Genomic DNA, 12,095 nt, shown 5'->3' on the forward strand with positions numbered 1-12,095 from the left:
CTGTCTGCTCTACCGCCTTCGCGAGCAAGCCCGCTCCCACAAGGGTCCCTCCACTCAATCAGGCCGCGCCTTGCCCCTCAGCCAGGAAGAACCAGGTCTCCAGCACCGAGTCCGGGTTCAACGAAACGCTTTCGATGCCCTGTTCCATCAGCCACTTGGCCAGGTCCGGGTGGTCCGAAGGGCCCTGGCCGCAGATGCCGATGTACTTGCCGGCCTTGTTACAGGCGGCAATGGCATTGGCCAGCAGTTTCTTGACCGCCGGGTTCCGCTCGTCGAACAGGTGCGCAATGATCCCGGAGTCGCGGTCCAGGCCCAGGGTCAGCTGGGTCAGGTCGTTGGAGCCGATGGAGAAACCGTCGAAGAACTCGAGGAATTCTTCGGCCAGGATCGCGTTGGACGGCAGCTCGCACATCATGATCACGCGCAGACCGTTGTCGCCACGGGCCAGGCCGTTTTCCGCCAGCAGGTCGACCACTTGGCTCGCTTCGCCCAGGGTGCGGACGAACGGCACCATGATTTCGACGTTGGTCAGGCCCATCTCGTTGCGCACGCGCTTGAGGGCGCGGCATTCGAGCTCGAAGCAGTCACGGAACGATTCGCTGATGTAACGCGAGGCGCCGCGGAAGCCCAGCATCGGGTTTTCTTCTTCCGGCTCGTAGAGCTTGCCGCCGATCAGGTTCGCGTATTCGTTGGACTTGAAGTCCGACAGGCGCACGATGACCTTTTTCGGGTAGAAGGCCGCCGCAAGGGTACTGATGCCTTCCACCAGTTTCTCGACGTAGAACCCGACTGGATCGTCGTAACCGGCGATGCGCTTGTCGACGCTGTCCTTGATCTCAGGCGGCAGGCCGTCGTAGTTCAGCAGCGCCTTGGGGTGCACGCCGATCATGCGGTTGATGATGAACTCCAGGCGGGCCAGGCCCACGCCGGCGTTCGGCAACTGCGCGAAGTCGAAGGCGCGATCCGGGTTGCCGACGTTCATCATGATCTTGAACGGCAGCTCCGGCATGGCGTCCACGGAGTTTTTCTTGATGTCGAAGCCCAGCTCGCCTTCGAAGATGTAGCCGGTATCGCCTTCGGCGCAGGACACGGTCACGCCCTGGCCATCCTTGAGCAGTTGGGTGGCGTTGCCGCAGCCCACCACCGCCGGGATCCCCAGTTCACGGGCGATGATCGCCGCGTGGCAGGTCCGCCCGCCACGGTTGGTGACGATGGCGCTGGCGCGTTTCATGACCGGTTCCCAGTCCGGGTCGGTCATGTCGGAGACCAGTACGTCACCGGCCTGGACCTTGTCCATCTCCGAGACGTCCTTGATGATCCGCACCTTGCCGGCGCCGATGCGCTGGCCGATGGCGCGGCCTTCCACCAGCACGGTGCCGGTTTCCTTGAGCAGGTAGCGCTCCATGACGTTGGCCTGGGTGCGGCTCTTCACGGTTTCCGGACGGGCCTGCACGATGTACAGCTTGCCGTCGTCACCGTCCTTGGCCCACTCGATGTCCATCGGGCACTTGTAGTGTTTCTCGATGATCATCGCCTGCTTCGCCAGCTCGCTGACTTCGGCGTCGGTCAGGCAGAAACGGGCGCGCTCGGCCTTGTCCACATCGACGGTTTTCACCGAACGACCGGCCTTGGCTTCGTCGCCGTAGATCATCTTGATGGCCTTGCTGCCCAGGTTGCGGCGCAGGATCGCCGGGCGACCGGCCTCCAGCGTGCCTTTATGGACGTAGAACTCATCCGGGTTCACCGCGCCTTGCACGACGGTTTCACCCAGGCCGTAGGCGCCGGTGATGAACACCACGTCACGGAAGCCCGACTCGGTGTCGAGGGTGAACATCACGCCGGCGGTGCCGGTTTCGGAGCGGACCATGCGCTGCACACCTGCCGACAGGGCCACCAGCTTGTGGTCGAAGCCCTGGTGCACGCGGTAGGAAATGGCACGGTCGTTGAAAAGGGAGGCGAAGACTTCCTTGGCGGCGCGGATGACGTTTTCCACACCGCGGATGTTCAGGAAGGTTTCCTGCTGGCCGGCAAAGGAAGCGTCCGGCAGGTCTTCGGCGGTGGCCGAGGAGCGTACGGCGACGGCAACATCAGGGTTGCCTTCGGACAGCTTGGCGAAGGCCGTGCGGATTTCGGCGTTCAGTTGCTCGGGGAACTCGGCTTCCATGATCCATTGGCGGATCTGGGCACCGGTCTTGGCCAGGGCATTGACGTCATCCACGTCCAGGGCGTCGAGCGCATCATGGATCTGTTGGTTCAGGCCGCTCAATTCCAGGAAGTCACGATAAGCCTGAGCTGTCGTGGCGAAGCCACCTGGTACCGATACGCCGGCACCGGCGAGGTTACTGATCATCTCGCCCAGGGATGCGTTCTTGCCCCCCACATGCTCCACATCATGGACGCCGAGCTTATCGAGGGAAACTACGTACTCTACCAAGGTGATCTCTCCACTAACTGTGTTGGAAAAGCTCAAGGCACCGGAGCGCTCCAGGGGAGCGAATGCCGGCGATATGGCCTGGACCTGGAAAATAAGTGAGAATGCGGGCCATTGGCGGCCGGCAAATCGCGCCTATCATATCCAAGAATCGTTGTTAGCTTAAGGCCCAGGCGCAAATGAAACGATCTGCTTTCTTTATCTCCGACGGCACCGGCATCACGGCCGAAACGCTAGGTCAAAGCCTGTTGGCGCAATTCGAGAACATTACCTTCACCAAGTTGACACGCCCGTACATCGACAACGTCGACAAGGCGCGGGCCATGGTACAGCAAATCAATAAAGCCGCCGAAACCGACGGTTTCCGCCCGATTATCTTCGACACCATCGTCAATCAGGACATCCGTGAGATTCTCGCAACGTCCAATGGTTTCATGATCGACATTTTTTCTACCTTCCTCGCGCCCCTGGAGCAGGAACTGAGCGAGCACTCCTCGTACTCGGTCGGCAAGTCCCATTCCATCGGGCACAACTCCAACTACATGGAGCGGATCGAGGCGGTCAACTTCGCTCTGGACAACGATGACGGTGCTCGAACACATTATTATGACAAGGCCGACCTGATCCTGGTGGGCGTGTCGCGCTGCGGTAAGACGCCGACGTGCCTGTACATGGCGATGCAGTTCGGTATCCGCGCGGCCAACTACCCGCTGACCGAAGAAGACATGGAGCGCCTGCAACTACCCAGCGCCCTGCGCGCCCATCAGCACAAGCTGTTCGGCCTGACCATCGACCCGGACCGCCTCACGGCGATCCGCAACGAGCGCAAGCCCAATAGCCGCTATTCGAGCTACGCCCAGTGCGAATTCGAAGTGCGTGAAGTGGAAAACCTGTTCCGGCGGGAGAACATTCCCCATATCAATTCCACGCATTTCTCGGTGGAAGAGATTTCGGCGAAGATCCTGGTGGAGAAAGGGGTGGAGCGGCGGTTCAAGTAACCTGACAAATAACACGCAACCTGTGGGAGCGGGCTTGCTCGCGAAGGCGGTGGGTCAGCAGGATTTGTGCTGGCTGACACTCCGCATTCGCGAGCAAGCCCGCTCCCACAAAAGTTCTTCACAAATCCTGCATTCAGTGACCTGCCGCCTGCTCTTCCATTTTCTTGCGCAGGCTCAAGGGCCGCATGTCGGTCCAGACCTCTTCGATGTAGGCCAGGCATTCTTTCTTGAACCCGCTTTTGCCGACCGTACGCCAGCCTTCGGGAACGGCCTTGTAGTCGGGCCAGATCGAATATTGCTCTTCGTGGTTGACCACGACCTGAAAGACGATGTCCTCGCGGTCGAATACTGAAGTCATGGGTGTCTCTCCATCTTTGTTCGAGATTCTGCGGTGTATGCGCAGCCGGGTTATGTAAGGAACGTACCAGGCCGGTGGAAAATTAGGCGTCAGCCACGGCGGCCTTCAACGCTCGGCCGAAAATTTCCGCGACCCGGTCGATTTCCGCCGCCGTGATGACCAACGGCGGCAGGAAACGCACCACGGCGCCCTGGCGGCCGCCCAACTCCAGGATCAGCCCGCGCTTGAGGCATTCGCGCTGTAGCCGCGGCGCCAGGCGTGGATCCACCGGGGGATGGCCGAGGGCGTCCGGCTTACCTTGCGGGTCCACCAGTTCAACGCCGAGCATCAGCCCGCGACCACGGATGTCCCCCAGTTGCGGGAATTCGCGCTGCAGAATGTGCAAATGCTCACTCAAGCGCTCGCCCATGGCGGCGGCATGGGCCGGCAGGTTGTGCTCCACCAGGTAACGCATCACGGCAGAACCGGCGGCCATGGCCATCTGGTTACCGCGAAAAGTCCCGGCATGGGCGCCCGGCAGCCAGGTGTCGAGCCAATCGCGGTACACCACCACCGCCAGCGGCAGGCTGCCGCCGATAGCCTTGGACAGCACGACCACGTCGGGGATGATCCCGGCATGCTCGAAGGCGAACATTTTGCCGGTGCGGCCGAAGCCGCTCTGGATCTCGTCGACGATCAGCGCCACGCCCGCCAGCTCGGTGATTCGCCGCAAGCCGCGCAGCCACTCAAGATCGGCGGGAATCACCCCACCCTCGCCTTGCACCACCTCGACAATCACCGCCGCCGGCAACAGCACCCCGGCCTCGGGGTCGTTCAGCAGGTTTTCCAGGTAATGCAGATTGGCTTTCACCCCTGCGCTGCCACCCAGCCCGAACGGGCAACGATAGTCATAGGGGTATGGCATGAATTGCACGCCATTGCCGAGCAGGGCGCCCAGGGGTTTCTTCGGCCCGAGGCTGCCCATCAGGCTCAACGCACCCTGGCTCATACCGTGATAACCGCCCTGGAACGACAGCACGGTGCTGCGCCCGGTGGCGGTGCGCACCAGTTTGAGGGCCGCTTCCACCGCGTCGGTGCCGGTGGGGCCGCAGAACTGGATCTTCGCCTCGCCAGCCAACGCTGGCGGCAACAGGCCGAACAGGTCCTGGACGAAGCGGTCCTTGACCGGGGTGGTCAGGTCCAGGGTGTGCAGCGGTAACTCGTCGTCCAGCACCTGACGGACCGCCTCGATCACCACCGGGTGGTTGTGCCCCAGGGCCAGGGTGCCAGCACCGGCCAGGCAGTCGATGAAAGTGCGACCTTCAACGTCCTCGACATGGATCCCCCGGGCCCGCTTGAGCGCCAGCGGAATACGCCGCGGATAACTGCGGGCATTGGACTCCTGGCGGTTCTGGCGGGCCAGCAGCGGCGTTTCGTTGAACTGATACAGCGTCTCGGCCGGCGCAGGGTTGACCCGCGTCGGCTGTGCTTCGATAAGGCTGTTGGCGACTGACATCTCTGGACCTCGCTGTGCACACATGTGCAGGTTTCCTGTTGGGGAAACGCACCAGCGAAGAAGGGATTTACCCCCGGGTCGAACTTTCCCTGGCAGGGATACTACCAAGTGCATGGCCCCCGGCGCCAAGATGGAACGCTGTGGCGAGGGAGCTTGCTCCCGCTGGACCGCGCAGCGGGCCCAAACCAGCGCCCCCGATGGGTCAGACCTACCGTGCTCCCTGGCAGGGGGCTGCTGCGCAGCCCAGCGGGAGCAAGCTCCCTCGCCACATTTGATCGCAGCCGGGCATAAGCAAGCAGGAGAAAAATCGGGGTTCCGGGATTAGCCGGGCAGCGATTGCACCGGTACCGTCAACTCAACTCGCAAGCCATCCGGACGACTGTCGAAATGCAGCCCGCAGCCGCAGCGCTGGACGATGGCCTGGACGATCGCGAGCCCCAACCCGCAGCCGGTGCTCTGGCCGCTGCGCCAGAAGCGCTGGGTCAGGTGCTGGAGATCGTCGGCGGCAATGCCCGGGCCATGGTCACGGACCTGGAAACGCACTCGCTGGCCGATCATTTCCAGGTTCAGTTCCACCTCGGTATCGCCTGGGGTATGGCGCAGTGCGTTATCCAGCAGGTTACGCACCGCGGCGATGGCGAGCACCGCCGGCATCTGCACCGGTGCGTCGGACAGCCCTGGCGAGACCTGCAAGCTGATCCGCCGCGAATCGCCGCTGGCGGCATCCTGGATCGCCAGCCGTGCGACCTGCTCGGCGTTGCACTGCACGCCATCGTCGAACGACAGGCTGCCTTCGACCCGCGCCAGCAACAACAACTGCTCAAGGGTACGGTGAAGACGGTCGGCGCCCTCCTCGGCCCGGGCCAGGGACTGGTCGCGGGCGGCGCCCTCGGTCATGCGCGCCACCTGCAGGTGGGTCTTGATCGCCGTCAGCGGGCTGCGCAGTTCGTGGGCGGCATCACCGGTCAGGCGGCGTTCGCGCTCGATGGTCTTGCCGATGCGTTGAAACAACTGATTCTGGGTTTCCAGCAACGGCCGCAATTCACTGGGCAGCGGATGAATCTGCAAAGGCTCGAGAGAGTCGGCATTGCGCCGCATCAGCGCATCGCGCATCCGATTGAGCGGCGCCAGGCCCTGGCCGATGCCCAGCCACAACAGGCACAGGCAACCAAGCAGCGCCACGCCCACCGGCACCGAGGCCGCCAGCAGCACCGACAAGTTCAAGGCTTCACGCTCGATCTGCCGGTCGGCAGTGGTAATGCGCAAATCCCCCCGGGCCAGGGTGAAACTGCGCCACGGCGCGCCATCGATCATCTGGTCGCGAAAGCCCATTTTCTCGGCTTCCAGCGGTTGCTCCGGCGTGCCATGGCTGCGGGCGAGGATTTCCCCACGCAAGGAACTGACCTGACAGGCCATGCCGCCGGGAATGCTCAACTGCTCAGCGCTGAAATGCGTGCCTTCGCCCTTGCTCGGCAACGGCGGCATCTGCTCCAGCAGCCCGGCGACCATCCGCGCCGAGGCCACCAGGCGCTGGTCGAGGGAGAACATCATCTGGTTGCGCAGATCGCTGAGCATCCACGCCGCGGCCAGCGCCCAGATCAGGGCGAAGGCGGCGCCGAGGGTCAGGCTCAGGCGCAGTCGCAGGCTCATCACTTGGAAGATTCCCCACCGTCGGCCGGCCCCAGGCGATAACCCAGGCCACGCACGGTCTCGACGATTCCGTTACCCAGCTTGCGCCGCAGGTGATGGATGTGCACGTTCAGGGCGTTGCTTTCCAGTTCGTCATTGAACCCGTAGACGCTGTCCTTGAGCTGTTCAGTAGACAGCACCCGGCCGCGGCTGTGGAGCAGTGCCTGCAACAGCGATTGCTCGCGTCGGGACAGGTCCACCGGCTGGCCGCCCAGGGTGGTTTCGCGGCTGCTGGGGTCGTAGGTCAGCCGACCGTGCTCGATCAGATTGACGCTGCGCCCCGCCACGCGCCGCAACAAGGTGTGCAGGCGCGCCGCCAGTTCACGCAGGTCAAAGGGCTTGAGCAGATAGTCGTCGGCGCCGGCCTGCAAGCCGTCGACCCGGTCGGTCACCGAATCCCGGGCGGTGAGGATCAGTACCGGAATCTCCAGCCCCTGCTGGCGCAACTGCCGAAGCAGCTTGAGGCCGTCCTCGTCGGGCAGCCCCAGGTCCAGGACCATGACGTCGAACTCGGCCACGCCGACCATGGCCCGCGCCGCCGAGGCCGTGGCCACGTGCTCGACGGTCAGGCCTTGCGCCGTCAACCCGGCGACGATCCCGCTGGCAATCAACTCATCGTCTTCGCAGACCAGTACGCGCATGGTAAGCCCCGTGGAAAAAGGTACATTAGGCCGCCGGCCGATTAAGCCGACATTATGCGACGAGTACGGCCAATAGGGGCGATCATTGCTGCCTGGCGGTTGCCGCCGGGGTTAATCGACGGTTAATCGCCAGCCGCCATCGTGCTTTCCACTTGCTTCGTTCTAAGGCTTTATCCATGCGTCGATTGTTTTTGCTGTGCCTGCTGCTGTTGTCGGGCCTGGCCCAGGCCGCCAATCCCTTCGAGACCAAACCCGAATTCCTGCCGGTGGAAAAGGCCTTCGTGTTCACCTCCGAACGCCTGGATTCCGGTGAAACCCAGTTGTTCTGGCAGATTGCCGACGGTTATTACCTGTACCAACAGCGCCTCAAGTTTGACGGTCTCGCCGAGGGACAGAAACCAAGGTTGCCGGAGGGCGAGGCCCACAGCGACGAGTTTTTTGGCGACCAGCAAGTCTATCGCCAGGCGCTGGAGCTGAAGATCCCGGCCGGCGCCACCGGCAAGATCAAGGTCGGCTTCCAGGGCTGTGCCGACGCGGGCCTGTGTTATCCACCCCAAACCCAGCTGGTCGACCTCGGTGGCAATGCCTCTCCCGTTGCCAGCGGCGAAGCGCCGGACCAGGCCCTGGCCAGCGGCCTGCAACAACGGGCGCTGGGCTGGAGTCTGCTGGTGTTCTTCGGCCTCGGCCTGCTGCTGGCGTTCACACCCTGCTCCCTGCCCATGTTGCCGATCCTGGCCGGGCTGGTGGTGGGCAGCGGCGCCGGGCCCCGGCGTGGCCTGGCGCTGGCCGGCAGTTACGTGACCAGCATGGCCCTGGTGTATGCCGCCCTGGGGGTGCTTGCCGCGCTGCTGGGGGCCAATTTGCAGGCACTGCTGCAACAACCCTGGCTGCTGGGTGCCTTCGCGGCAGTGTTCGTGGTGCTGGCGCTGCCCATGTTCGGTTTCTTTGAATTGCAATTGCCGGCCGCCCTGCGCGACCGCCTGGAGAACGCCGGGCGCCGGCGGCGCGGCGGCAGTCTGGTGGGCGCGGGGATTCTCGGCGCGCTGTCCGGGCTGTTGGTCGGCCCATGCATGACCGCGCCGCTGGCCGGCGCGCTGCTGTACATCGCCCAGAGCGGCAACGCGCTGCATGGCGGGCTGATCCTGTTCGCCATGGGCATCGGCATCGGTCTGCCGCTGTTGTTGCTGGTCACCGTGGGCAACCGTTTCCTGCCCAAGCCCGGCGCCTGGATGGACCTGGTCAAGGGTGTGTTCGGTTTCCTGTTCCTAGGCACCGCACTGTTGATGATTCGTCCGGTGATCGACGGCTCGCTGTGGGTCGGGCTGTGGGGCGTGCTGTTGCTGATCGGCGCCTACAGCGCCTGGCGCCAGACCGAAGGATTCGGGCGCATGGCCTACACCTGCGGCAGCGCATCGCTGCTGTTCGGCCTGTGGGGCAGCGTGTTGGTGGTGGGCGCCGCCGGTGGCAGCGATGATCTGTTCCAGCCGCTGAAGGTCTACACCGGAGGCCAGGGCGGCGCGACCGTCAGCGCCCACGACGCGTTCACCACGATCAGCGAGCCCGCCGTGCTGCAACGGGAACTGGACGCGGCCAAGGCCCAGGGCCAGTGGGTGCTGGTGGATTACTACGCCGACTGGTGCGTGTCCTGCAAGATCATGGAAAAACAGGTATTCGGCCGCGCCGAAGTGCTGGACGCCCTCGAAGGCGTGCGCCTGCTGCGCCTGGACGTGACCGCCGACAACCCCGCCAGCCGTGAATTGCTCAGCCGTTACCAAGTGCCGGGGCCACCCAGCCTGTTATGGATCGGTGTCGATGGCCAGGAGCGTCGCAGCCAGCGGATCACCGGCGAGGTCAACGCCAAGGAGTTCCTCGAGCGCTGGAACCGCACCCGGGACGCGCGCTGATGCTGACGTTTACCCTGGGCACCTTCGCCATCGCCCTTAATCACCTGCTGCTGATCAGTGCCCTGGCGCTGGCAACATTCGTTGGCTGGCGGGTGGCCAAGCGCGGCGGCGAGAATCCTGAGTCGGTGCTGTTCGTGCTGTTCCTGCTGGGGCTCCTGGCCGCGCGAATCGGCTTCGTCGCGGCCTACTGGCGGCATTACCAGGACGACCTGTGGCAGATCGTCGACCTGCGCGATGGCGGCTTCCTCGCCTGGCCCGGCATCGTCGTGCTGGTGCTTGCGGCGTTGCTGTGGGCCCGACGCCGGCCGGCCTTGCGCCGGCCGATGGGCTTTGGCGTTGGCTGCGGTCTGCTGTTCTGGCTGGTGGCGACCCTGTCGTTGAACATTTACGAGCAAGGCACGCGGCTACCGGAGATCAACCTGCGCACCGCCGACGGCGCGACGGTGAAGCTCACCGACTACCAAGGCGGGCCCCTGGTGATCAACCTCTGGGCCACCTGGTGCCCGCCCTGCCGGCGGGAAATGCCGGTGCTGGAAGCCGCGCAGCAGCAGCGGCCGGACCTGACCTTCCTGTTCGTCAACCAGGCCGAAAGCATGCAAAGCGTCAGCACCTACCTCGCCACCCAGGGCCTGAGCCTGACCAATGTGCTGTTCGACGGCAGCGGTCGTCTCGGCCAGGCGGTCGGTTCCATGGCCCTGCCGACTACCCTGTTCTACAGCGCCGATGGCCGCCTGCTGGGCAGCCATCTGGGCGAATTGTCAGAGGCGAGCCTGGCCCGCGCCCTGGAAAACTTCGATACGCCGGGTTCGACCGCAGCCCCCCACTCCGCCATAAGGAAATCCCCATGCCCCGCCTCCGCCACCTGCTGACCCTGGCCGTTGCCGCCGCACTGGCGCAGGCTCCGCTGCTCCAGGCCGAAGAGCTGCCTGCGGCCATCAAGAAGATCGAAGCCAAGGGCGCGAAAATCATTGGCAGTTTCGAGGCACCCGGCGGCTTGCGAGGCTATGCGGCGCAATACCAGAACCGCGGCATGACCCTGTACCTGACGGCGGATGGTCAGCATGTCCTTCTGGGAAACCTGTACGACGCCGATGGCAAGGACCTGAGCGCCGAGCCGCTGCAAAAACTGGTGTATGCACCGATGGCCAAGCAAATCTGGGCGAAGATGGAGAAGAGCAACTGGATCGCCGATGGCAACAAGGACGCACCGCGCACGGTGTACCTGTTCAGTGATCCGAATTGTCCCTACTGCAATATGTTCTGGGAGCAGGCACGGCCCTGGGTCACCGCCGGGAAGGTGCAACTGCGGCACATCATGGTGGGCATTATCCGCGAAGACAGCCCGGGGAAATCCGCCGCATTGCTCGCAGCCAAGGATCCGGAGAAAGCCCTGGAGACCCACGAAAAGGCCGGCAAAGGCAGCGCCTTGAAGCCACTCAAGGACATCCCGCCGACCATCCAGGCGAAACTCGACGCCAACCAGCAGTTGATGGACGAACTGGAATTGTCCGCCACCCCGGCGATTTTCTACCTGGATGACAAAGGTGAACTGCAACAACAGCAAGGCGCACCGTCACCGGACAAACTGGTGAAGATTCTCGGGCCGAAGTAATTCCATCCGGGACCGTAGCGCCGCTATCGCGAGCAGGCTCGCTCCCACAGGGGACTTGTGGCAGCCTCACGACCGGCGTTAACCACAGATCAAATGTGGGAGCGAGCCTGCTCCGGGCGGCGATCCGACGATGCGGTGGATCAGCTACGCAGGACCTTCAGCAACGCCTCGGTCACGAATTCCGGATTCTCCAGGTTGCAAATGTGCCCCGCCTCCGGGACCAGCACATGCAGGCAGCCGATCATTTCGGCCATTTCCAGCGCCTCGGACGGTGGCCGGGGTTTGTCCTGGTCGCCGCACATCACCAGGGTGCGCTGGGCGTTGAGCTCATGCAGGCGCCCGCGCATGTCGTCGCGGCCGAAAATGATCCGCCCCAGCGGCACGATGCTGTTGCGCAGGCGATCCGCCGGCAGCGCGGCCAGCGTGGCGCGGAACTGTTGGTACAGCGCCGACTGTGGATCGATGCCCGGCCGGAAGAAGATCGGCACGATGATGTCCAGCAACGGCTCGGGGATGCTGCCGCTGTCTTGGATCTTGTCGAACAACGAGAAGTAATACTGACGGGTCTGCTCCGGCTCGACGCCCACGTAAGTGTCCATCAGCACCAGCGACTGGATCCGCGTGGGCGCCGCCAGCGCCAGCCGCGTCCCCCACATCCCGCCGACCGAAAGCCCCACCAGGTGGAAGCAGTCGATGCTCAGATAATCGAGCAGCTCCATCATCTGGCGGGCCAGGTCGTTCAGCGAACTCATGCCCTGCGGCATCTGCCCGGACTGGCCGTGGCCCCACAGGTCCGGAGCGATCACCCGGTATTCCCTCGACAACACCTCGATCTGCGGCGCCCACATGGCGTGGTCCCATAGATAGCTGCCGCCCAGCAACACCACCGGGCCCTGGCCTTGGTCCAGGTAGTAAAGGGGTTGTCCATCGATCATTGCGGTGGGCATCAGTGACCTCCTTGTTCGAA

10 protein-coding genes are annotated in these 12,095 nt (G+C 63.9%); 4 read left to right on the forward strand and 6 right to left on the reverse strand.

The window, feature by feature from the left end:
• Nucleotides 1–58: 58 nt before the first annotated feature.
• Nucleotides 59–2,434: a phosphoenolpyruvate synthase gene (ppsA, locus tag RGM2987_RS19290; RefSeq protein ID WP_245144309.1), complete on the reverse strand. Its 2,376-nt coding sequence runs from the start codon at nt 2,432–2,434 to the stop codon at nt 59–61.
• Nucleotides 2,435–2,610: 176 nt separating this feature from the next.
• Between ppsA and RGM2987_RS19295 the strand changes: the two genes are divergently transcribed.
• Nucleotides 2,611–3,429, forward strand: coding sequence for a pyruvate, water dikinase regulatory protein (locus RGM2987_RS19295; protein WP_245144312.1), 819 nt, complete (start codon nt 2,611–2,613; stop codon nt 3,427–3,429).
• 133 nt (nt 3,430–3,562) lie between these two features.
• Here RGM2987_RS19295 and RGM2987_RS19300 read toward each other — a convergent pair whose 3' ends face one another.
• The 4 genes from RGM2987_RS19300 to RGM2987_RS19315 all read right to left on the reverse strand — a co-directional run bounded on the left by RGM2987_RS19300 (nt 3,563) and on the right by RGM2987_RS19315 (nt 7,612).
• Entirely contained in the window at nt 3,563–3,787 is a 225-nt protein-coding gene (locus RGM2987_RS19300) for an MbtH family protein (protein ID WP_245144314.1), read from the reverse strand.
• Nucleotides 3,788–3,869: 82 nt separating this feature from the next.
• On the reverse strand, nt 3,870–5,282 hold the full coding sequence (locus tag RGM2987_RS19305; RefSeq protein ID WP_245144318.1) for an aspartate aminotransferase family protein: 1,413 nt from the start codon (nt 5,280–5,282) through the stop codon (nt 3,870–3,872).
• A gap of 321 nt (nt 5,283–5,603) precedes the next feature.
• Nucleotides 5,604–6,935: a sensor histidine kinase gene (locus RGM2987_RS19310; RefSeq protein WP_245144321.1), complete on the reverse strand. Its 1,332-nt coding sequence runs from the start codon at nt 6,933–6,935 to the stop codon at nt 5,604–5,606.
• The gene (locus RGM2987_RS19315) at nt 6,932–7,612 is read right to left on the reverse strand and encodes a response regulator (RefSeq protein WP_245144324.1); all 681 of its coding nucleotides are present in this window, start codon (nt 7,610–7,612) and stop codon (nt 6,932–6,934) included. The genes RGM2987_RS19310 and RGM2987_RS19315 overlap by 4 nt, the downstream gene beginning before the upstream one ends.
• Nucleotides 7,613–7,788: 176 nt before the next feature.
• Here RGM2987_RS19315 and dsbD point away from each other — a divergent pair, with 176 nt between their 5' ends.
• Genes dsbD through dsbG form a run of 3 tightly spaced genes read left to right on the forward strand, consistent with a single transcriptional unit; the run spans nt 7,789 to nt 11,128 of the window.
• Nucleotides 7,789–9,516: a protein-disulfide reductase DsbD gene (dsbD, locus tag RGM2987_RS19320; RefSeq protein WP_245144326.1), complete on the forward strand. Its 1,728-nt coding sequence runs from the start codon at nt 7,789–7,791 to the stop codon at nt 9,514–9,516.
• A complete protein-coding gene (locus RGM2987_RS19325) occupies nt 9,516–10,385 on the forward strand; it encodes a TlpA disulfide reductase family protein (RefSeq protein WP_245144329.1) in 870 nt (289 codons plus the stop codon). The genes dsbD and RGM2987_RS19325 overlap by 1 nt, the downstream gene beginning before the upstream one ends.
• Complete coding sequence (gene dsbG, locus RGM2987_RS19330; protein ID WP_245144334.1) at nt 10,361–11,128, forward strand: thiol:disulfide interchange protein DsbG; 768 nt, start codon at nt 10,361–10,363, stop codon at nt 11,126–11,128. Before RGM2987_RS19325 ends, dsbG begins: the two co-directional genes overlap by 25 nt.
• A gap of 140 nt (nt 11,129–11,268) precedes the next feature.
• Here the strand turns inward: dsbG and RGM2987_RS19335 are convergent, their stop codons facing one another.
• Nucleotides 11,269–12,075: an alpha/beta fold hydrolase gene (locus RGM2987_RS19335; protein WP_245144336.1), complete on the reverse strand. Its 807-nt coding sequence runs from the start codon at nt 12,073–12,075 to the stop codon at nt 11,269–11,271.
• Nucleotides 12,076–12,095 lie beyond the last annotated feature (20 nt).

Source organism: Pseudomonas sp. RGM2987, assembly GCF_022952855.1.
Lineage (GTDB): Bacteria > Pseudomonadota > Gammaproteobacteria > Pseudomonadales > Pseudomonadaceae > Aquipseudomonas.

Excerpts from the sequence above, each read along its gene's own strand:
- RGM2987_RS19295 (WP_245144312.1), top strand. The coding sequence starts at position 2,611 with ATGAAACGATCTGCTTTCTTTATCTCCGACGGCACCGGCATCACGGCC.
- RGM2987_RS19300 (WP_245144314.1), bottom strand. The coding sequence starts at position 3,787 with ATGACTTCAGTATTCGACCGCGAGGACATCGTCTTTCAGGTCGTGGTC.
- RGM2987_RS19305 (WP_245144318.1), bottom strand. The coding sequence starts at position 5,282 with ATGTCAGTCGCCAACAGCCTTATCGAAGCACAGCCGACGCGGGTCAAC.
- RGM2987_RS19315 (WP_245144324.1), bottom strand. The coding sequence starts at position 7,612 with ATGCGCGTACTGGTCTGCGAAGACGATGAGTTGATTGCCAGCGGGATC.
- dsbD (WP_245144326.1), top strand. The coding sequence starts at position 7,789 with ATGCGTCGATTGTTTTTGCTGTGCCTGCTGCTGTTGTCGGGCCTGGCC.
- RGM2987_RS19325 (WP_245144329.1), top strand. The coding sequence starts at position 9,516 with ATGCTGACGTTTACCCTGGGCACCTTCGCCATCGCCCTTAATCACCTG.
- dsbG (WP_245144334.1), top strand. The coding sequence starts at position 10,361 with ATGCCCCGCCTCCGCCACCTGCTGACCCTGGCCGTTGCCGCCGCACTG.
- RGM2987_RS19335 (WP_245144336.1), bottom strand. The coding sequence starts at position 12,075 with ATGCCCACCGCAATGATCGATGGACAACCCCTTTACTACCTGGACCAA.